The organism is Nocardioides oleivorans (genome assembly GCF_004137255.1).
GTDB lineage: Bacteria > Actinomycetota > Actinomycetes > Propionibacteriales > Nocardioidaceae > Nocardioides > Nocardioides oleivorans.
In genome coordinates, this window is record NZ_SDWT01000001.1 from 906,568 (window position 1) to 927,144 (window position 20,577).

A 20,577-nucleotide genomic window follows, 5' to 3' on the forward strand; every position below is an offset into this window, starting at 1 on the left:
TGTCCTACTATCCGAGCATGGCCGACACCCGCACGCTCCACACGCAGCAGCACCCGATCCGCCTCGTGACCGCCTCGAGCCTGTTCGACGGCCACGACGCCTCGATCAACATCATGCGGCGGATCTTCATGAGCCAGGGCTGCGAGGTCATCCACCTCGGGCACAACCGCTCCGTGCAGGAGGTCGTCGACGCCGCGCTCGAGGAGGACGCGCAGGGCGTGGCCGTGTCGTCCTACCAGGGCGGGCACGTGGAGTACTTCGAGTACCTCGTGGAGTCGCTGCGCGCCGCCGGTGCGGGCCACGTGCGGGTCGTCGGCGGTGGCGGCGGCGTCATCGTGCCGGCCGAGATCGCCCGGCTGCGCGAGTCGGGCGTCACCATCTTCTCCCCCGAGGACGGCCAGAAGATGGGCCTCGTCGGGATGATCAACTCCGTCGTGGCCGACTGCGACATCGACCTCTGGGCCGACCAGCCGGTGACGGTCGAGCAGGTGCTCACCGGCGACCGGTTCGCCGTCGCCCGTGCCATCACGGGTGCCGAGGAGGGCCGCCTCGACGAGGCGATGCTGGCCGAGGTGCGCGCGGCCGCCCGGCGCCGTGTCGTGCCCGTGCTCGGCATCACCGGCACCGGCGGCTCGGGCAAGTCGTCGCTGACCGACGAGGTCGTACGCCGCTTCCGCACCGACCAGCAGGACAAGCTGAGGATCGCGGTGGTCGCGGTCGACCCGACCCGCCGCAAGGGCGGCGGCGCGCTGCTCGGCGACCGGATTCGGGCCAACTCGCTCGACGGCGACCGGGTCTTCTTCCGCTCGCTCGCGACCCGTGGCTCGCACGAGGTGCCCGACCACCTCGCCGACGTGATCGACGTGCTGAAGGCGGCCGGCCACGACCTCGTCGTCGTCGAGACGCCCGGCATCGGCCAGGGCGACGCGGGCATCGTGCCGCTCGTCGACCACTCGCTCTACGTGATGACGCCGGAGTTCGGCGCCGCCTCGCAGCTGGAGAAGATCGACATGCTCGACTTCGCCGACACCGTCGCGATCAACAAGTTCGAGCGCCGTGGCGCCAAGGACGCGCTGCGCGACGTCGGCCGCCAGCTGGTCCGCAACCGCGAGGCCTTCGGCAAGCAGCCGCACGACATGCCGGTCTTCGGCACCAGCGCCGCGACCTTCAACGACGACGGCGTCACCGCGCTCTACCAGCACCTCCGCGACGCGCTCGCCGAGGCCGGGCTGGTGCTCGGCGAGGGCACGCTGGCGCGCGTCGACGTACGCCACTCCTCGGGCATCCGGCAGGTCGTGCCGCCCGACCGGGTGCGCTACCTCAGCGAGATCACCGAGACCGTGCGCGGGTTCCACGCGCGCACCGAGGAGCTCGCGGAGGCGGCCACCCACCTCCAGCGTGTGCAGCACGTCGCCGACCAGCTCGACGACGGCGACGCGGGCGGCGTGCCGGCCCTGCTCGAGTCCGCGCGCAAGGCGGTGCCCCACGAGGTCGCCGACCAGATCGCCGGGTGGCCGGCTGTCGTCGAGTCGTACTCCGGCGACGAGCAGGTCGTCGTGGTGCGCGACAAGGAGATCGTCACCACGCTCACGCGCGAGTCGCTGAGCGGCAACAAGGTGCCGCGCGTCTCGCTGCCGCGCTTCACCGACCACGGCGAGCTCGTCCGCTTCTGGCGTCGCGAGAACCTGCCGGGCTACTTCCCCTTCACCGCGGGCGTCTTCCCGTTCAAGCGCGACGGGGAGGACCCGGCACGGATGTTCGCCGGCGAGGGCGACCCGGCGCGCACCAACCGCCGCTTCAAGGTGCTGTCGAAGGACGGTGACGCCAAGCGCCTCTCGACCGCCTTCGACTCGGTGACCCTCTACGGCCGCGACCCCGACCCGCGCCCCGACGTCTACGGCAAGGTCGGCACGTCGGGCGTCAGCGTCGCGACCCTCGACGACATGAAGGTGCTCTACGACGGCTTCGACCTGGTCTCGCCGTCGACCAGCGTCAGCATGACGATCAACGGCCCCGCGCCCACCGTGCTGGCGTTCTTCCTCAACACCGCCATCGACCAGCAGGTCGACGCGTTCCGTGCGAAGGAGGGCCGCGAGCCCAGCGAGGACGAGCACGCCCAGCTGGCGGCGTACGCCGTCGCGAACGTCCGCGGCACGGTGCAGGCCGACATCCTCAAGGAGGACCAGGGGCAGAACACCTGCCTGTTCTCCACGGAGTTCAGCCTGCGCTGCATGGCCGACATCCAGGAGTGGTTCATCGAGCACCAGGTGCGCAACTTCTACTCCGTGTCGATCTCCGGCTACCACATCGCCGAGGCCGGGGCGAACCCCATCAGCCAGCTCGCCTTCACCCTCGCCAACGGCTTCACCTACGTCGAGGCCTACCTCGCGCGCGGCATGGACATCGACGACTTCGCGCCGAACCTGTCGTTCTTCTTCTCCAACGGGATGGATCCGGAGTACTCCGTCATCGGCCGCGTCGCCCGTCGCATCTGGGCGATCACGATGAGGGAGAAGTACGGCGCCAACGACCGCTCGCAGAAGCTGAAGTACCACGTCCAGACGAGCGGCCGCTCCCTGCACGCGCAGGAGATGGACTTCAACGACATCCGCACCACGCTGCAGGCCCTGATCGCGATCTACGACAACGCGAACAGCCTCCACACCAACGCCTACGACGAGGCGGTGACGACCCCGACGGAGGAGTCCGTGCGCCGGGCGCTGGCGATCCAGCTGATCATCAACCGCGAGTGGGGCCTGGCGATGAACGAGAACCCGCTCCAGGGGTCCTTCATCATCGACGAGCTGACCGACCTCGTGGAGGCGGCCGTGCTCGAGGAGTTCGACCGGATCAACGAGCGCGGCGGCGTGCTCGGGGCGATGGAGACCGGCTACCAGCGCGGGCGGATCCAGGACGAGTCGATGCTCTACGAGCACCGCAAGCACGACGGCTCGCTGCCGCTGATCGGCGTGAACACGTTCCTCAAGGAGCACGGCGACGAGGCCCCGCAGACCATCGAGCTGGCCCGCGCCACCGAGTCCGAGAAGGAGTCGCAGCTCGCGCGCGTCCGCGCCTTCCAGGCCGAGCACACCACCGAGGCGCAGGAGGCGCTCGCCCGGCTCAAGGCCGCCGCGGCGGGCGGCGACAACGTCTTCGCGGTGCTGATGGACGCCGCCCGCGTCTGCTCGCTCCAGCAGGTCACCGAGGCGTTCTTCGAGGTGGGCGGGCAGTACCGGCGCAACGTCTAGGCTCATGGCGTGCAGGGATTCGACGCCTCGACGATCCTTGCCATCGGCCTCGGCCTGGCCCTGGTGCCGGTGCTCACCATCCCCTACGTCGCCTGGAGCTACCGCCACGGCGTGACGGGGCTCGGCCACGCGGCGATCTGCGTGGCCGGCGCGGTCTATGCGATGACGCTGTGGACCTTCACGATCGTGCCGCTCCCGACGCGCTCGGAGCTCTCGTGCACCAGCCCGCCCACCCCGCAGCTCGTCCCGTTCGCCAGCCTGACCTACGTCGACTGGTCCGCCGGAGCGGCGCTGCTCACCGACCCGATGCTCGTGCAGATCGTGCGCAACATCGTGCTCTTCGTCCCGCTCGGGATGCTGCTGCGGCACCTCTTCGGCTGGCGCACCCGCACCATCGGCCTGGTGGGCCTAGGCACGTCGCTGCTGATCGAGACGACCCAGCTCACGGGCAACTGGTGGATCTACCCCTGCGCCTACCGCCTCGCCGACGTCGACGACCTGATCTCCAACACCAGCGGCGCCCTGGTCGGCGTGCTCCTCGCGCCGCTGCTCGCCCGGATCCCCGGCCAGGAGGTCAGCGACGCCCGGCGCGCGGTCGCCGTACGGCCCCGGCGGCGGCTGGTCGGCATGCTCGTCGACTGGCTCTCGGTGCAGATCGCCTCGACGACGCTCGTCGTGGTCATCTTCGTCGTCGCCGCCCAGCTCGGCCACGACCTCGACCCCGCCACGGACGCCATCACCGCGGCATGCACGGCAGGCTCCGCGATCGTGCTGCTCCTCGTCGTGCCACTGGTCGGCGGGTCGGGCACGCTCGGGCAGCGGCTGGCCTTCCTCCGCACCGTCCGTCCGGACGCGACGCGGCCGCGCGCCGGACAGTGGCTGGTCCGCTTCCTCACCGGTGCCGGCGGCTACTTCGTGGCCGACGCACTGGCCAGGGCGTTCTCCGTCCCCGGCGTCATGCCGCTGGCCCGGGCCTGGCTGGTGGTCTCGGCCCTCGCCGTGCTGCTCCTCAGCACGCGCGGCATCTCCGGCTACGCCTCGGGCCTGGTCGTGGTCGACTCCCGGTCGCGAGTGCGCCCGCAGGTGGTGCGCGTCGCCGACGTCGACCCCCGCCGCCTCAGCTCCGCGGTGCTCGCGCTCGCCGGGGCGACGTACGTCGTGGGGGCGGGGCTGGTCGCCCTGAGCGCGTTGGCGCCGCGGGTCGGCGTCGCGGCCGTCGTCCTGGCGGTCGTCGTGCTGGTGCTCACCACGCTGGTGGCCACCGGCCACGTCCTGCGCGCCGGCATCCTGCTCGCCCGGCGGGAGGGCTTCCGCCCGGCCAACGCCCTCGGCCTGGCCGCGGTGGCCGGCGTCGTGACGCTGCTGGTGTCCCTCGTGCTCGCCGTCGTCACGGGCTGGGGGTGGCTGGCCGCACTGACGGCGGCCGGGCTCGCCGCGACCGGCTACCTCGGCTTCCTGTTCACCGCCTTCCTGGTCTTCGGGCAGCTCTACGCGCGGCGCGACCCGGACGCCGGGATGGACGCCGTCGTCGTGCTCGGCTCGCGGGTCTTCGGCGACCGGGTTCCGCCCCTGCTGCGCAGCCGCATCGACCGCGCGCTCGAGGTGGTGGCCGCCGAGCGGGCCGCGGGCCGCGACCCCGTGCTCGTGATGTCCGGCGGCCAGGGGGCCGACGAGACCGTGCCCGAGGCGGTCGCGATGGCGTCGTACGCCGTCTCGGTCGGCGCCGACGCCGACCGGTTGTTGACGGAGACCGGCTCGCGCACGACCCAGGAGAACCTGCTGATGACCCGCGAGCTGCTGCGCGAGCAGGGTCTCGGGACGGAGCTCGTCGTCGCCACCAACGACTTCCACGCCTTCCGGGCCGCGATCATCGCCCGCGAGCTCGACGTGGACGCCCAGGTCGTCGGGTCCGCGACGGCGAGCTACTACTTCCCCAGCGCAGTGCTGCGCGAGTTCGTCGCGGTCCTGTCGCGATCACCCCGGACGCATGCGACCGTGCTCGGGCTCCTGGTCGTGACGGCGGCCGGCCTCGGCTGGCTGCTCGGTCGCTGAGGCCTGCGCGCCTAGGACTCCCCGGGTCCGGCCGCGGGGAGGTCGAAGCGGAAGACCGCCCCCTCGCCCGGCGGCACGGCCAGGCACTCGATGGTCCCGCCGTGACGGGTCACGATGGTCTGGCAGATCGAGAGCCCCATGCCGGTCCCCTTGAAGTGGGCGCGCACCGAGTTGCTGCGGTGGAAGCGCTGGAAGATCAGGTGACGCTCCTCCTCCTCCACGCCGACGCCGTTGTCGCTGATCTCGACGACGACGCGGGCCCCGCGACGACGGGCGGTGACCTCGACGCGGGCGGGCGTGCCGGGCCTGGCGTACTTCACGGCGTTGCCCACCAGGTTGGCGAAGAGCTGGCGGATGGCGACGGGGTCGCCGTGCACGGCCGGCAGCTCGGCGGGCACCTCGAGCGAGTCGTCGGGACCCAGCAGGGTCGAGACGTGGGTGAGCAGTCCGTCGTCCCCGCTGAGGGGCACGTCCTCGGCGGCGAGCTCGCCCGACTCCGCCCGCGCGTGGGCCAGCAGGTCGTCGATCAGGTCGGCCATCTTCTCCGCGGACCGGGTGGCGCGGCCGAGCGAGTCGTGGGCGTCCGACCCGGCGGGGGTGTCGGCGATCGCCATGTCCAGCCACGAGACGGTGGCGCTCAGCGGACCGCGCAGGTCGTGGGCGGCCGTCGAGGCGAAGGCGGCGAGCGGCCGCAGGCCCGAGCGGTGGTCGGTCACCTCGCGCAGCACCAGCAGGGCCGCGGAGTCCCCGTCGTCGGCGCCACCGCCCGTCAACGGCGTACGGGTGACGGCGAGGACCATCTCCTCACCGCGCGGCAGGGGCAGCACGACGTCGCCCACCCCGAGCTCGGCCCGCACGGCGGCGGTGTCGGCGAGTGCCGGACGCAGGACGAGGTCGACCAGGTGGGCCAGCGCGACGTCGTCGCGGGCGCCGGGACGCACCCGGTGCGCGAGCCACCGGCTCGCGCCGTTGCTGCGGTCGACGCTGCCGTCGCCGGCCAGGACGATCAGGCCCTCGCCCATGCTCTCGGTCATCTCGGCGAGGAGCTGGGCCTGGCGTGCGGCCTCCTCGCGCGCCCGGGTGGCGTCGGCGTAGAGCTCGTCGACCCGGTCGCTGAGCGCGCCGACGGCGTGACCCGTGAGCAGCACGCTGACGATGAAGACCTGCGAGACCAGGGCGGCGGCCACAGGGTCGCTGAGGCGGGCGAACGGACCGAAGCCCGCGAGGCTGAGCCACAGCCCGATGGTGCCGAGCGTCAGGCAGTGCACGCCCGCCGGCAGCGTGCGGAACCGTGCCGCGGACCACACCGCGAAGGACAGCACGAGGAACTCCAGCGGCAGGGACTGCAGGAACAGGAGGACGGTCGTTGCCACCGAGAGCACCCACAGGAGGACGAGCTCCCCGGTGCTCCCCCCGTGCGCACGTCGAGGGATCGTCTGGGTGCGCCACTCCCAGGCGAGGTGGCCCACCCCGCCCACGGCGATGATCCCGGCCAGGTGGCGGGCGAACCAGGCGACCGCCGTCCACGGGTCGGCCTCCCGCCCGCTGGCCCAGAGCCCGACGTTGCCGATCGCGGCACCCACCGTGCAGGCGACGATCACCGCCGCGCCGGCCACGACCAGCGCACGCGGCGAGCGCAGGCTGGCGTTGCCGCCCGCGCCCAGCAGGTCGGGACACCAGCGTCGCAGCAGCAGGACCAGCAGCCAGGTCTGCACCCCGAGGGACAGCGCCCCCAGCGCGACCAGCGCCGGCGCCGCACCGGTGAGGTCGGCGATCGTGCCGTGCAGGACGACCAGCGGCACGAGCGCGCGGAGCTGATGCCGCGGCGACTCGGCGAGCAGCCAGAGGGCCGCGATCCCGGCCGCGGGCCACACGAGGCTGACGGTCTGGCCCTGCGCGACCGTCATCCGACCGATGACGGTGAGCACGCCGTAGGCCACGGCGAACCCGAGCACCGCGGTCGGCGCGAGCGGCTTCCGGGAGGTCACCGGCGACCGCCCGTCACCATCGGAGGGGTCGAGCGCGCCGAGACCAGGCCCCGGGGGTGGAGGGCCTTCATGCGCGCAAGGGTACGACTGGAGCACCCCGACTGCGGAGACCGTGTCCACGCGCACGCCGGTGCGGTGTGGCGCCGGGAGGGATCTGCCCCGCCCGGGGCGGTGGTCAGAGGTTGACGGTGATGTCCGCGTCCTTGCGCAGCGAGGTCACCAGCGTCTGCGCCACCTTGCCGATCTCCTGCGCCTTCGCCTGCTCCTCGACCTGGTCGTGGGCGTCGGCGAACGACGGGAACTGGCCGGACTGGCCGGACTGCGCCTGCTGCTCCTTGGCCTGGTCGTAGATCGCGCGCAGCTCCTTCTCGGTCGGCGCGATCTCGCCCTCCTCGTCGGTGACGAGCTTCTCGACCATCACCTGGGTCCGGACCTGGTCGCGCGCCTGGTCCTCGGTGAGGCCCTGGTCGGCGACCGCCTTCAGCAGCTCGTCGGCGCTGGACATGCCGTTCTGCTCGGCGAGCGTGGCGAGCTCGGCGTCGATGTCGTCGTCGCTGATCTCGATGCCACGCGAGTCGGCCTCCTGCGAGAGCAGCTCGGTGTCGACGAGGTCGTCGACCGTCTGCTTGCGCAGCGTCGCCTCGTCGGGCGCGTCGCCGCCCATCTGGGCCTGGGACTGGGCCTGGGCGAACGACGCCTCGTAGATCGGGGTGAACTCGTCCTTGGTGATCTCCTCGCCGTTGACCTCGGCGACCACGTCGGGGATGGCGTCGAGGTCGGGCTCGGCGGCGTCGGCGGAGGGGTCGGCGGAGGGGTCGGCCGAGGGGTCGGCCGAGCCGGACGCGTCCGCGGACGGGGAGTCGCTCGACGTCGCCGAGGCGTCGTCGTCACTGCTGCCGCCGCAGGCGGACAGGGTGAGCAGGGCGGTCGCGGCGAGGGCGCCGAGGGCGGTACGGGTGCGCTGGGTGCGGTTCAGGGAAGTCATCACCATCGACGGTACGCACCGAACCTGAGCGTCGTCCTCAGGGTTCTCAGGCGGTACTTCGCACCCGAGTCTCCCGCTTGTCGGCCGAGATCTGGGCCGACAAGCGGGGCGGTCACCGGATATCCGGTGACCGCCAGCGAGAGGAGGTCTCAGAGGTCCTCGAGCGTGTCGGGCACGACCAGGCCGTCGGGGTCCTGGCGGACCGGCAGCTCGGCGAGCGCCGCGCGGACGAGCGTGAGGCGCGCGGCCACCGCCACCCGCTGCCCCAGCTTCCCGCCGAGGCGGCCCACGCCGCCCACGCCGCCCACGCCGCCCTCGCCGAGCGTCTGCTCGATCGCGGCGCCGATCTGCTCGTCGGTGAACGCCGGCCGGGTGCCCGCTTCGACCTCGACGTCGGGCAGCGCGAGCATCACCGGCAGCACCTGGCTGCCCGCCGCGTCGAGGAGGTGGTAGCGGTCGAGCCTGCTCATCGACTCCCACTTCTCCTCCCCCTTGCCCCGCCTGCCGATCTTGCCGCCGGCCACGATCTTGGCGGCTGCCGTGACGGCGACGGTCAGCTCGTGCTCGGTGAAGCGCATGGGGCCAAGGATGCCCGATGGCCCGGTCGTGAGACCCACATCACACCCGGGTCCGCGTGAGGATCGCGCCCCCCGTGACGACCAACAGACACAACTCCCGAGGAAAGGAACTGACATGGGTATCGCAGACAAGGCCAAGAACGCCGCCCAGGACATCGCCGGCAAGGCGAAGGAGGTCGTCGGTGACGTCACCAACGACGACAGCCTCAAGGCCGAGGGCAAGAAGGACCAGACGGCCTCCGACGTCAAGCAGGCCGGCGAGAACGTCAAGGACGCCTTCAAGAAGTGACCCCTGCCCCCGGGGGCCGGCCCCATACCGGCCCCCGGGTGAGCAGGTGCCCGACCACCGAGAGGACCGCACCATGGCACGCACCAAGCGCAACCTGTTCGCCCTGCTGGGGTGGATGTTCTGGAAGGTCCTGACGCTGGTCGGGCTGCCGGTCGCCAAGCGCAGGCTCGCCGACCGGCGCACCACGAGCGGGACGTCCACCACCTAGGCGGACGCCCACCCGGGCCGGGCCGGGACGCACGACAGGAGACCGGGGTCGATCACGGGGCGACCCCGGTCGTTGCCTGTCCGGGCGCGGCTCAGTAGTGCGCGGTCATCACGTGCTTGATGCGCGTGTAGTCGTCGAAGCCGTAGCCGGAGAGGTCCTTGCCGTAGCCCGAGTGCCCGAATCCGCCGTGCGGCATCTCGGAGACGAACGGGATGTGGGTGTTCACCCACACGCAGCCGAAGTCGAGCTCGCGGCTCAGCCGGTCGGCCGTCCCGTGGTCGCGCGTCCACACGCTGCCGGCCAGGCCGTAGGGCACGCCGTTGGCCATCCGCACCGCCTCGGCCTCGTCGTCGTACGGCTGCACGGTGAGGACGGGACCGAAGACCTCCTGCTGCACGATGCGGTCGTCCTGGCGGACGCCGGTGACCACGGTCGGCGCGAAGAAGAAGCCCGTGTCGCCGTGGCGCGCTCCCCCGGTGCGTACGTCGGCATGGCTGGGCAGGTCGGCCAGGAAGGCCTCCACCTTGGCGAGGTGGGCGGCGTTGTTGAGCGGGCCGTAGTCGGCGGCGTCGTCGGACGGCGGGCCGGGGCGGGTGCCCTTGGCCTCCTCGACGAGCAGCTCGACGAGCTCGTCGTGGACGCTGCGGTGCACGATCACCCGGGTGGCGGCGGTGCAGTCCTGGCCGGCGTTGAAGTAGGCCGCGGCGGCGATCAGGCCGGCCGCGCGGGGGAGGTCGGCGTCGGGCGCCACGACGACGGGCGCCTTGCCGCCGAGCTCGAGGTGGGCGCGCTTGAGGTTCTTCGCGGCGGACGTGGCGACCTCGATGCCGGCACGGACCGAGCCGGTGATCGCGACCAGGCCGGGAGTCGGGTGCTCGACGAGCAGGCGACCGGTCGAGGCGTCGCCGTTGACGACATTGAGCACGCCGGCGGGCAGCACCTCGCCCGCGATCTCGGCGAGCAGCACGGTCGAGCGGGGCGTGGTGTCGCTGGGCTTGAGCACGATCGTGTTGCCGGCGGCGAGGGCGGGCGCGATCTTCCAGATCGCCATCGCGAAGGGGTAGTTCCACGGCGTCACCTGTCCGACGACACCGATGGGCTCACGGCGGATCGAGGACGTGTGGCCCTCGAGGTACTCCCCCGCCGACTTGCCCTCGAGCAGCCGCGCGGCACCGGCGAAGAAGCGGAGCTGGTCGACACCTTGGTCGACCTCCTCGCTGGCGACGTAGCGGATCGGCTGGCCGGTGTCGCGCGCCTGCACCTCGGCGATCTCGTCGCGCCGCTCGGCGATCGCGGACGCGAGGTCGAGCAGGAGCCCCTGCCGGCGACCCGGCGTGAGCCGCTTCCACGTGTCGGACTCGCGCGCCGCCGCGGCGTACGCCCGGTCCACCTCCTCCGGCGTCGAGACCGGCGAGCGGCCGTCGAGCTCACCGGTGGTCGGGTCGACGAGGTCGATGAAGTCCGTGGCGGCGGACTCGACGAGCTCGCCGTCGACGAAGTTCTGGATCGTGTCGGTCATGGCTCTTCCTCAGGGTTCGGCTGGGGCTGGGCGGATCAGGCGACGTAGATCTTGCGGAGCGTCTCGTGGACGACCCAGGTGGTGTGCTCGCCGGCGCGCAGGCGTACGACGGAGCCGGCCGCGAGGTCGACGCGCTCGCCGTCCTCGAAGGTGACGGTCGCCGAGCCGGACAGGACGACGAACACCTCGTCGACCTCGACGTCGGTGGCCGTGCCGGGGCTCATCTCCCACACGCCGACCTCCACGCCCGCCACGGCGGCCAGGGCCCGCGACCCGGCCGACGGCGACCCGTCGACGACGCTCGCCGGGTCCAGGGGTGCGGTCGGCACGGCGGTCTCGACGTCGAGCACACGGAACATGTCGGCCATCGTGCCAACCCCGGCATCGTCGCGGCCCGACGATCTGTCGTCAGTTGCCATCGGAGCCGGACAGTTCGTCTGCCACGAGCGCGACGTGGAGCGAGACGCGGACGTCGGGGTCGTCGAGGTCGGCGCCGAGGACCGCCTCGATCCGGGCGAGCCGGTCGTAGAACGCGGCTCGCGACAGGTGGAGGCTCGCCGCCGCCTCGGTCTTGCTCGCCGGGTGGAGCAGCAGGGCGCGGAGCGCGGCGACCAGGTCGGTGCGCGAGGAGTCGGCGCGGTCGTGGCGACGCAGGGGCGACAGCTCGCGCTCGACGAAGAGCCGCAGCCGGTCGTCGTCGCCGAGGAGCGCGAGGAGGCCCCGGAGGTGGAGGTCGGCGAGGCGGTGCACGTCGGGGTCGGAGTCGCGGCGCGACTGCGGCGCGGCGTCGGCGACCTGCCCGGCCTCGGTGAGCGTGCGCGAGATGCCGGCCCGCTCGCCGACCACCCGCCCCGCGGCGACCACGACGTCGTGGTGCGGCCGCACGCGCGCGGCCACCCGGTCGACGAGCGCGTCGGCGTCGGCCGAGGCGGGTGCGGAGACGAGCACGCGGAGGTCGCGCTCGACCTCGCTCACCAGCGCCGGCAGGCGCAGGCCGTGGGCGGCGCGGACCACGGTGGCGGCGACCTCGTCCAGGTCGGCGGGTGCGGAGGTGCCGATGCGCGGGCGCACGACGAGCCCGACGAACGACCGGCGCCGGACAGGGAAGCCGGCCAGCTCGCAGCGGCGCAGGAGCTCGTCGGAGTCGGGCGCCTCGGACAGCCCGGTGAGGAGCTCGAGGTGGGTCCGCCGCATCAGCGTGCCGCGGTCCCGGTCGTGGAGCCGGTGCAGCGCGAGGGCCGCGGCCGCCCGCTCGGCGACGGCGACGAGACGCTGCGGCGGAGCGGTCGGGGAGCCGATGACGAGGCGCCCCCACGCCTGGTCGGCGGTGCCGAGCCGGGTGACCAGCCAGCCGTTGGCGGCGTCCCAGCCGGTGCGCCCGGTGACCTCGACGCGCCGCGACCGGGCGGGCCACCCGTCGAGGAAGCCGCCCGCGCCGGCCGTGTCGCCGGGCCCGGCGAAGTAGTCGAGCGGGCGGTGCTGGGCGTTCTCCACGACGACCGGGCCGCCGGCGAGGCGCTGCACCGCCTGGAGGATCTCGACCGGACCGGCCTGGGTGAAGCTGAGCTCGGTGAAGGTCTCGTGCACCCGCTGGGCCTCGCGGAGCTCGGTGAGCTGGTGGTCCACCACGCGCTCGCCGATCTCCTGCGCGAGCGCGGCGAACCGGGTCTCCCGCTCGAGCACGACGAGCGGCAGCCCGTGCCGCTCGCACGCCTCGACGAGCGCGGCCGGGAGCGACGAGGTCCACCGGCGGCCGAGCTCGACGACCACGCCCGCGCCGCCGACCTCGACCAGCTCGTCGACGAAGGCCGACAGCCCGCCGGCGTCGTCGTCGGCCGGCAGGCCGGTGCCCATCGTCAGCACGAGGTCGCCGGCGCGGAGGAGCTCGCGCACGTCGGGCCGCTCGGTGGCGTGGACCCAGCGGATCGGGCGGTCGGTCGCCGGGGCTCCAGCCACCACGCGTGGCGCGGCCTGCCGGAAGGTGGGCAGCGCGAGCGCCTCCTGGAGCGTCACCCCCGGTGTCACCTCGGCCACGGAGGGCAGCCTACGCGGCAGCGGGGTGACGAAGTGTCCGAGACGGTGCGCCAAACCCTACGATCCGACACCCGCCCCGGCGTCGTACGACGAGCAGGATGGCGCCCATGACCAACGGAGACCAGCAGGAGATCGTGCACTGGGCCGACGGCGCCCTCCTGGCGGGTGACCCCACCGGCTGGGCCGACGTGACGAACCCGGCGACCGGCGAGGTGACCGGCCGCGTGGCGCTCGCCAGCGAGGCCGACGCCGCGCAGGTGATCGCCGCGGCGACGAGGGCGTCGAAGGCGTGGGGCACGACGTCGCTGGCGCGTCGTACGCAGGTGCTCTTCGCCTTCCGCGAGAAGCTCAACGCCCGCAAGGACGAGCTCGCCGCGATCATCACCGCCGAGCACGGCAAGGTGCACTCCGACGCGATGGGCGAGATCGCGCGCGGCCTCGAGGTCGTGGAGTTCGCCTGCGGGATGTCGCACCTGCTCAAGGGCGGGCACAGCGAGGAGGCCTCGACCGGCGTCGACGTGCACTCCAAGCGCGTGCCGCTCGGCGTCGTCGGGATCATCAGCCCCTTCAACTTCCCGGCGATGGTGCCGATGTGGTTCTTCCCGGTCGCCATCGCGGCGGGCAACGCCGTCGTGCTCAAGCCGAGCGAGAAGGACCCGTCCGCGGCCAACTGGCTCGCCGCCCTGTGGCAGGAGGCGGGCCTGCCCGACGGCGTCTTCAACGTGCTGCACGGCGACAAGGTCGCCGTCGACGCGCTGCTCACCAGCCCTGACGTCGCTGCGATCAGCTTCGTCGGCTCGACCCCCATCGCGGAGTACGTCTACGAGACCGCGAGCCGGCACGGCAAGCGCGTCCAGGCCCTGGGCGGTGCGAAGAACCACATGGTCGTGCTCCCCGACGCCGACCTGGACCTGGCCGCTGACTCGGCCGTCAACGCCGGCTACGGCAGCGCCGGCGAGCGCTGCATGGCGATCAGCGTGCTGGTCGCCGTCGACCCGATCGGTGACGAGCTGGTCGCCCGGATCGCCGACCGCACCCGGACGCTGCTGATCGGCGACGGCGGGCGCGGGGCGACGGGCGAGCAGAAGGAGGCGGACATGGGGCCGCTCGTCACCCGGGCCCACCGCGACCGCGTCGCGGGCTTCATCGACTCCGGCGAGGCGGCCGGGGCGAAGGTCGTCGTCGACGGCCGCGACGTCGCCGCGCGTGGAGGTGAGCAGGGCTTCTGGCTCGGGCCCACGCTCTTCGACGACGTCACCCCCGACATGGACATCTACACCGAGGAGATCTTCGGTCCCGTCCTGTCCGTGGTCCGCGTGCGGTCCTACGACGAGGCCGTCGCGCTCGTCAACGCCAACCAGTACGGCAACGGCACCGCCGTCTTCACGAACGACGGAGGCGCCGCGCGGCGCTTCGAGGCCGACGTCGAGGTCGGCATGATCGGCGTCAACGTGCCGGTCCCGGTGCCGGTCGCCTACTACTCCTTCGGCGGCTGGAAGCGCTCGCTCTTCGGCGACACCCACGCCCACGGCACCGAGGGCGTCCACTTCTTCACCCGCGGCAAGGTCGTCACCACCCGGTGGATCGACCCGGCCAACCGGCCCGCGGGCGGTCTCGAGCTGGGGTTCCCGCGCAATGACTGACGTGATGGGCACGGGCCAGGTGACCTCGGACCTCGCGAGCGCGTACGACGCCGAGCGGGCCTACGAGCTCGACCGCGCGCACGTCTTCCACTCGTGGTCGGCCCAGGCCGAGATCTCGCCGATGGTGATCACCCGCGGCCGGGGCAGCCACGTCTGGGACGGGGCCGGCAGGCAGTACCTCGACTTCAGCTCCCAGCTGGTCTTCACCAACCTCGGCCACCAGCACCCACGCATCGTGGCGGCGATCCAGGAGCAGGCCGGGCACCTCGCCACGGTCGCCCCGGCCTTCGCCAACGGCACCCGCTCGGAGGCCGCCCGGCTGATCGCGTCGCACACCCCCGGCGACCTCGACCACGTCTTCTTCACCAACGGTGGCGCCGACGCCAACGAGCACGCCGTACGCATGGCGCGCCTGCACACGGGCCGCCACAAGGTGCTCACGACCTACCGCAGCTACCACGGCGGCACCGAGCTCGCGGTCAACATGACCGGCGACCCGCGGCGGTGGGCCAGCGACCACGGCTCGACCGGCACGGTCCACTTCTTCGGGCCCTTCCTCTACCGCAGCTCCTTCCACGCGACCACCGAGGCCGAGGAGTGCCAGCGCGCCCTGGCGCACCTCGAGCAGGTCGTGGCGCTGGAGGGCCCGTCGACCATCGCCGCGATCGTGCTCGAGGCGATCCCCGGCACCGCGGGGATCATGGTCCCGCCGCCGGGCTACCTCGCCGGCGTCCGCGAGATCTGCGACCGCCACGGCATCCTGCTCGTCGCCGACGAGGTGATGTCGGGCTTCGGTCGGTCCGGTCGCTGGTTCGCCGTCGAGCACGCAGGCGTGACTCCCGACCTGCTCACCTTCGCCAAGGGCGTCAACAGCGGGTACGTCCCGCTCGGCGGGGTCGCGATCAGCGACGCCGTCCACGCTACGTTCGCCCACCGCTCCTACCCCGGCGGCCTGACCTACTCCGGCCACCCGCTCGCCTGCGCGGCCGCGGTCGCGACCATCCGCACGATGGAGGACGAGGACGTCGTCGGCCGGGCCGAGCGGCTCGGCGCCGAGGTGATCGGTCCCGGTCTCCGGGCGCTCGCCGACAAGCACGAGCGGATCGGCGAGGTGCGCGGCACCGGCGCGTTCTGGGCGCTCGAGCTGGTCAGCGACCGGGCGACCCGCGAACCGCTCGCGCCCTACGGCGGCTCGAGCCCCGAGATGGCGGCCATCGTGAAGGGCTGCCAAGAGCGGGGCATGCTGCCCTTCGTGAACTTCAACCGGATCCACGTCGTGCCGCCGCTGACGACCACCGACGAGGAGGCCCGCGAGGGCCTGGCGGTTCTCGACGAGGCCCTCTCCGCGACGGCCTGACCCGGCGTCCACCATGGCCGCCCACCTCACCGCCTACGAGCGCCACGCGCCCGACCCGCGGGTCGTCGAGCGCTCGCTCGCGGGCAGCCGGCAGGCGGTCTTCTGGCTCGAGGACGCCGGCGCGACCGCCCGGTTCCCCGAGCTCACGGCGAGCACGACGGCCGATCTCACGATCGTCGGCGGCGGCTACCTCGGCCTCTGGGCCGCGGTGCACGCGAAGCGCCGCGACCCCGGTCGGCGGGTCGTGCTGCTCGAGTCGCACACCATCGGGTGGGCGGCGTCGGGCCGCAACGGCGGCTTCTGCGAGGCCTCGCTCACCCACGGCGAGGACAACGGACGCAGCCGCTGGCCGGAGGAGCACGACGTCCTCGAACGCCTCGGCCGGACCAACCTCGAGGGCTTCGAGGCCGACGTGCGCGACCTCGGCCTGGCCTGCGAGTGGGAGCGCACCGGGATGCTGTCGGTCGCGGTGGAGGAGCACCAGCTCGACTGTTTGCAGGACGAGCCGACCCGAGCGGGCACGCACCGCCTCGACGCCGCGCAGGTGCGGGCCGAGATCGACAGCCCCCTCTTCCTCGGCGGCTCCTACGACGCCGACGACACCGCCCTCGTCCACCCGGCCCGGCTGGCGCTGGAGCTCGCCCGGGTGGCCGCCGACCTCGGGGTCGAGGTCCACGAGCACTCGGCGGCGACCGCGCTGCGTCGTACCTCATCCCCGGCCGGGTCCGGGGTCGAGGTGCACACCGACCGCGCCGTCGTGACGTCGGCCCACGTCGTGCTCGCGACCAACGTCTTCCCGTCGCTGCTGCGCCGCAACCGGCTGATGACGGTCCCGGTCTACGACTACGTCCTGATGACCGAGCCGCTGACGGACGAGCAGCTGGCGTCGATCGGGTGGGCCGGGCGGCAGGGGCTCGGCGACCTGGCCAACCAGTTCCACTACTCGCGGCTGACCCGGGACGGCCGAGTCCTCTGGGGCGGGTACGACGCCGTCTACCCCGCCGGCGGCACGGTGGCGGCCCGCCACGAGGACCGTCCCGACACCCACGCCCGGCTGGCCTCGCACTTCCTGGCGACCTTCCCGCAGCTCGAGGACGTGCGGTTCAGCCACCGGTGGGCCGGCGCGATCGACACCTGCACCCAGTTCACCGCGTTCTACGGGTTGACCCACGGCGGCCGGGTGGCGCACGCGGCCGGGTTCACCGGGCTCGGCGTGGGGGCGACACGGTTCGCGGCCGAGGTGCTGCTCGACCTGCTCGCCGGCGAGGAGACCGAGCGCACGCGGCTGCGGATGGTGCGCGAGCGGCCACTGCCGTTCCCGCCCGAGCCGCTCGCCTCGGCCGGCATCAACCTGACGCGGTGGTCGCTCGACCGCGCCGACCACCGCGAGGGACGGCGCAACGCCTTCCTGCGCCCCCTCGACGCTGCGGGGCTCGGCTTCGACTCCTGAGCCGGGTGACGTGCCCCCGCTGCGACGCCGGTCGGGACCTGCACAGCCGGTGCTCAGTGGGGGTGGCACCCGGCGGCAAGACCGGCGTCGCAGGGGGTGATCAGGCGGCCGGGACCCTCCCGACGAGGCCGGCGCGCAGCTCCCCGAGCACCCGGTCGAGGATGCGCGAGACCTGGGCCTGGGTGAGGCCGACGGCCTCGGCGATCTCCCGCTGGGTCAGCTCGTCGCGGAAGCGGAGGCGTACGACGAGGCGGTCGCGCTCGGCCAGGCGTCGTACGGCCGGTGCGAGCAGGACGCGCGCCTCGGCCCGGGAGAAGCTGCGGTCCTCGGCCCCGAGGAGCTCGGCCAGGGGCGGGCCACCGTCACCGACGGGCAGGTCGAGCGAGGCAGGCGAGAAGCAGCCGTCGGCCGCCAGCGCCTCCTCCACGTCGGCGAGGTCGGCCTCGAGGTGAGCGGCGATCTCGCTGGGTCGCGGCGACCTGCCGAGCTGCGTGGCCAGCAGGTCCTCGATCCCGGCGATGCGCGCCTGCATCTCCTGGACGCGCCGGGGAGGGCGCACCATCCAGCCGTGGTCGCGGAAGTACTTCCGGATCTCCCCGCGCATCGTCGGCACGGCGTACGACATGAACGCGTGCCCGGCCCCGGGGTCGAACCGGTCGGCCGCCTTGGTCAGGCCGAGGAGGGCGACCTGCTCGAGGTCGTCGAGGTCGATCCCGCGGTTGCGGTAGCGGCTCGCGATCGAGAGCGCCACCGGGACGTGCGCCTCGATGAGGTCGTCACGCATCGTCCGGCGGGTGCTGCGCTCGGCGAGGTCCGGGACGAGCGAGACGGGCACCATGGCCTGCCTCCTTCCGACAGGGTCACACTCGACGCCGCCGGGTCCTCCAGCCGCGTGGAACTTCAACGTCACATGTACGGACGATCCACAACAGCCGCAAAGCGAAAACTCACCGACCGGAGTCGGCGATGGGGTCAGTCGATCGCGCGCGTCAGCGTCTGACGGGGGTTCTCGTGGAAGACCCGGCGGTAGTCGGCGGCGAACCGTCCGGGGTTGTAGAAGCCGAAGCGGGCAGCCACGTCGCTCACCGACGCCGCGGTCCCGTCGCGGAGCGACTGTCGGGCGAGGTCGAGCCGCACCCGACGGAGGTAGGCCAGGGGCGTGCACCCGAGGTGGCGTCGGAAGGCGTACTGCAGCGTGCGCGGCGACACCCGGCACGCGCGAGCGAGCTCGGCCAGGCTGAGGTCGTCGTGGGCGCGCGCCTCGATCACGTCGACCGCACGCCGGATCGTCGAGGGCGTGGCGTCGCGGAGGTCCCGGTCGTCCTCGAGCCGGTCGTCGGCGCCCAGCACGTTGTTGGGGAACGTCCGCAGCAGGGTGTGCCCCAGCAGCCGGGTGGCCTCGGCGTGCGCGACCGGGGAGTCGACCTCGGGGAACCAGGTGACCAGCTCGTCGACCGTGGCCCGCCAGCGGGCGCCCGCGGCGGGCGACCGGGGGACGTACGACGTGAAGGCGATGTGCTGCCAGGGGTAGTCGGGCGCGACGTCCTCGACGGCAGCGGTGATCGTCTCGGCCGTGAAGGTGGTCGCGCGGACCTCGTAGCTGTCCCCGCTGCGGCCGCTGAAGGGCATGTCCCAGCCCGAGGTCAGCACGGTGTCGCCGTCGCGGCAGCGGTCGGTGACGCCGCCGCGGGTGTACTCGAGGTCGCCGTCGATCATGTCGACGACGACCAGCCCGGGCATCGGGTCGGAGTCGAAGGCGAAGCGTGCGTCGATCTTCAGGTGGTCGAACGCGATCCCCCGGTGGTCGGCGCGGTGGTGCTGCACCGTGCCCATGCGGCCGGTGAGTCGCAGCATGGTGCCGTAGGCGGTGTCGAGCCAGTGGCGTGCTTCCTCGCCCTCACCCTCGAAGTCGAAGGTGATCTGGGCGGCACGGCGGGCAGAAGTCGGCATCGGGCTGGACCCTCTCGTGAGAGGTATGCGGCGACCGCGGGCTCGAGTCATGTTCGACTCTAACCGAACGTCAAAAAGGCCGGGTGGGAACTGTTCAGGTCACCGCTGTAAACTTGCTTCGCTGTTCAACCGCTCCGCCCTGTGTCCGCGGACCTGACGTCATGAAAGGTGACGCATGACCGGGACACCTGCACACCCCGGCGAGCCCGCACAGCCCGCCGACCCGCTCCGCGAGGAGATCGCGCAGCTCCAGGAGACGGTGCGATCGCACCACGACGTCGGCCGCGCACTGGGCCTGATGACCGTGCGGTTCGCGTGCACCACACCCGAGGCGTGGCTCACGCTGCAGCGGGTGGCCCGCGACGCGGGCCTCGAGGTCGGCGCCGTCGCGCGCGTCCTCGTCGTCGCCCACGACGGTTCGGCGGCTGCCGACGACCTGGAGCTCCTCGCGTCACTCGACCCCCACCTGCCGGAAGGCGGCTGGCCCGTCGGTCCGTGGCAGGATCAGGGATCGTGACGATCGACGACGCTGCCCTGGCCGAGAGCATCCGCCGGCTGGCCGAGCCCCGCGCCGACGACGGAACCATCCACTCCGCGCTCCAGTTCGTGGTCGCCGCGTGCGTGGACCTCTTCGACGTCGACGGTGCGGGCATCCTGATCTCGGACGAGCAGGACATGCTCAGCTATGCCGCAGCCAGTGACGGACCCGGCCGCATCCTGGAGAAGACCGAGGCCGAGGCGGGCGAGGGTCCGTGCACCGAGGCCTTCGTCAAGGCGCAGGTGGTGACCAGCCGCGACATCACCGCGGAGCCCGAGCGCTGGCCACGGCTCACCGCGGCCCTCGCCGACCAGCCCGTGCGCGCGGTGCTCGGCGTCCCGGTCCTGCTCGGTGGCGTCCCTGTGGGCACCCTCGACGTCTACCGGGAGCGTGCCCACGACTGGGACGACAGCGAGGTCGCGGCGCTGACCCGCTACGCCGAGGTCATCTCGACCACCCTCGCCGCCGCCCTCCAGGCGCACACCGCCGGCGTGCTCGCCCAGCAGCTCCAGTACGCCCTCGACTACCGCGTGGTCATCGAGCGGGCGGTCGGCTTCCTGATGGCGAAGCAGTCCACCAACGCGGTCGCGGCGTTCAACGCGCTGCGCAACGCGGCGCGCAGCCGGCGCACGAAGATCGGCAAGATCGCCGAGCACGTGCTCGAGTCCGGCAGCCTGCCCGCGTAGCCCCGCCTAGGGTTGTCCCACCCCTCCTCGTGTGGGAGCGTCGATGCAGGAG

General features: G+C 72.8%; 17 protein-coding genes. 9 read left to right on the plus strand and 8 right to left on the minus strand.

Annotation, left to right across the window (positions count from 1 at the left end):
* Positions 1-17: 17 nt before the first annotated feature.
* Positions 18-3,248: a fused isobutyryl-CoA mutase/GTPase IcmF gene (gene icmF, locus EUA93_RS04385; protein ID WP_129399017.1), complete on the plus strand. Its 3,231-nt coding sequence runs from the start codon at positions 18-20 to the stop codon at positions 3,246-3,248.
* A gap of 9 nt (positions 3,249-3,257) precedes the next feature.
* The gene (locus EUA93_RS04390; RefSeq protein ID WP_129399018.1) at positions 3,258-5,300 is read left to right on the plus strand and encodes a VanZ family protein; all 2,043 of its coding nucleotides are present in this window, start codon (positions 3,258-3,260) and stop codon (positions 5,298-5,300) included.
* Between the two features lie 11 nt (positions 5,301-5,311).
* On the opposite strand, the gene EUA93_RS04395 is transcribed toward EUA93_RS04390, so the two are convergent.
* From EUA93_RS04395 to EUA93_RS04405, 3 genes are all read right to left on the minus strand, one after another.
* Entirely contained in the window at positions 5,312-7,288 is a 1,977-nt protein-coding gene (locus EUA93_RS04395) for an ATP-binding protein (RefSeq protein WP_129399019.1), read from the minus strand.
* A 175-nt stretch (positions 7,289-7,463) separates the two neighbouring features.
* Positions 7,464-8,273, minus strand: coding sequence for a SurA N-terminal domain-containing protein (locus EUA93_RS04400; RefSeq protein WP_165355049.1), 810 nt, complete (start codon positions 8,271-8,273; stop codon positions 7,464-7,466).
* Between the two features lie 149 nt (positions 8,274-8,422).
* Positions 8,423-8,851, minus strand: a complete 429-nt coding sequence (locus tag EUA93_RS04405; protein WP_129399021.1) for a hypothetical protein — start codon at positions 8,849-8,851, stop codon at positions 8,423-8,425.
* A 115-nt stretch (positions 8,852-8,966) separates the two neighbouring features.
* Between EUA93_RS04405 and EUA93_RS04410 the strand changes: the two genes are divergently transcribed.
* Together EUA93_RS04410 and EUA93_RS22165 are read left to right on the plus strand one after the other, a co-directional pair.
* Complete coding sequence (locus EUA93_RS04410; RefSeq protein ID WP_129399022.1) at positions 8,967-9,140, plus strand: CsbD family protein; 174 nt, start codon at positions 8,967-8,969, stop codon at positions 9,138-9,140.
* A 73-nt stretch (positions 9,141-9,213) separates the two neighbouring features.
* Positions 9,214-9,348 carry a hypothetical protein gene (locus EUA93_RS22165; protein WP_275937856.1) on the plus strand — a complete coding sequence of 45 codons (135 nt, stop codon included), beginning with the start codon at positions 9,214-9,216 and terminating at the stop codon, positions 9,346-9,348.
* 91 nt (positions 9,349-9,439) lie between these two features.
* Here EUA93_RS22165 and EUA93_RS04415 read toward each other — a convergent pair whose 3' ends face one another.
* The 3 genes from EUA93_RS04415 to EUA93_RS04425 are packed head-to-tail and all read right to left on the minus strand — an operon-like array spanning position 9,440 to position 12,901.
* The gene (locus EUA93_RS04415) at positions 9,440-10,867 is read right to left on the minus strand and encodes a gamma-aminobutyraldehyde dehydrogenase (protein ID WP_129399023.1); all 1,428 of its coding nucleotides are present in this window, start codon (positions 10,865-10,867) and stop codon (positions 9,440-9,442) included.
* Between the two features lie 35 nt (positions 10,868-10,902).
* Positions 10,903-11,226 carry a cupin domain-containing protein gene (locus EUA93_RS04420; protein ID WP_129399024.1) on the minus strand — a complete coding sequence of 108 codons (324 nt, stop codon included), beginning with the start codon at positions 11,224-11,226 and terminating at the stop codon, positions 10,903-10,905.
* A gap of 49 nt (positions 11,227-11,275) precedes the next feature.
* Complete coding sequence (locus tag EUA93_RS04425; RefSeq protein ID WP_242497235.1) at positions 11,276-12,901, minus strand: PucR family transcriptional regulator; 1,626 nt, start codon at positions 12,899-12,901, stop codon at positions 11,276-11,278.
* A 107-nt stretch (positions 12,902-13,008) separates the two neighbouring features.
* On the opposite strand from EUA93_RS04425, the gene EUA93_RS04430 reads away from it, so the two are divergent.
* From EUA93_RS04430 to EUA93_RS04440, 3 genes are read left to right on the plus strand one after another with little or no spacing between them, the layout of a single operon-like run.
* Entirely contained in the window at positions 13,009-14,544 is a 1,536-nt protein-coding gene (locus tag EUA93_RS04430; RefSeq protein WP_129399025.1) for a CoA-acylating methylmalonate-semialdehyde dehydrogenase, read from the plus strand.
* Positions 14,537-15,901, plus strand: coding sequence for an aspartate aminotransferase family protein (locus EUA93_RS04435; RefSeq protein WP_129399026.1), 1,365 nt, complete (start codon positions 14,537-14,539; stop codon positions 15,899-15,901). The genes EUA93_RS04430 and EUA93_RS04435 overlap by 8 nt, the downstream gene beginning before the upstream one ends.
* Before the next feature lie 13 nt (positions 15,902-15,914).
* Positions 15,915-17,351, plus strand: a complete 1,437-nt coding sequence (locus tag EUA93_RS04440; RefSeq protein ID WP_129399027.1) for an NAD(P)/FAD-dependent oxidoreductase — start codon at positions 15,915-15,917, stop codon at positions 17,349-17,351.
* Between the two features lie 100 nt (positions 17,352-17,451).
* Here the strand turns inward: EUA93_RS04440 and EUA93_RS04445 are convergent, their stop codons facing one another.
* Positions 17,452-18,189, minus strand: coding sequence for a sigma-70 family RNA polymerase sigma factor (locus EUA93_RS04445; protein WP_129399028.1), 738 nt, complete (start codon positions 18,187-18,189; stop codon positions 17,452-17,454).
* A 134-nt stretch (positions 18,190-18,323) separates the two neighbouring features.
* The gene (locus EUA93_RS04450) at positions 18,324-19,301 is read right to left on the minus strand and encodes a helix-turn-helix domain-containing protein (protein ID WP_165355050.1); all 978 of its coding nucleotides are present in this window, start codon (positions 19,299-19,301) and stop codon (positions 18,324-18,326) included.
* Between the two features lie 175 nt (positions 19,302-19,476).
* On the opposite strand from EUA93_RS04450, the gene EUA93_RS04455 reads away from it, so the two are divergent.
* Together EUA93_RS04455 and EUA93_RS04460 are read left to right on the plus strand one after the other, a co-directional pair.
* Entirely contained in the window at positions 19,477-19,818 is a 342-nt protein-coding gene (locus tag EUA93_RS04455) for an ANTAR domain-containing protein (RefSeq protein WP_129399030.1), read from the plus strand.
* Positions 19,815-20,525 carry a GAF domain-containing protein gene (locus EUA93_RS04460; RefSeq protein ID WP_129399031.1) on the plus strand — a complete coding sequence of 237 codons (711 nt, stop codon included), beginning with the start codon at positions 19,815-19,817 and terminating at the stop codon, positions 20,523-20,525. The genes EUA93_RS04455 and EUA93_RS04460 overlap by 4 nt, the downstream gene beginning before the upstream one ends.
* Positions 20,526-20,577: the final 52 nt, after the last annotated feature.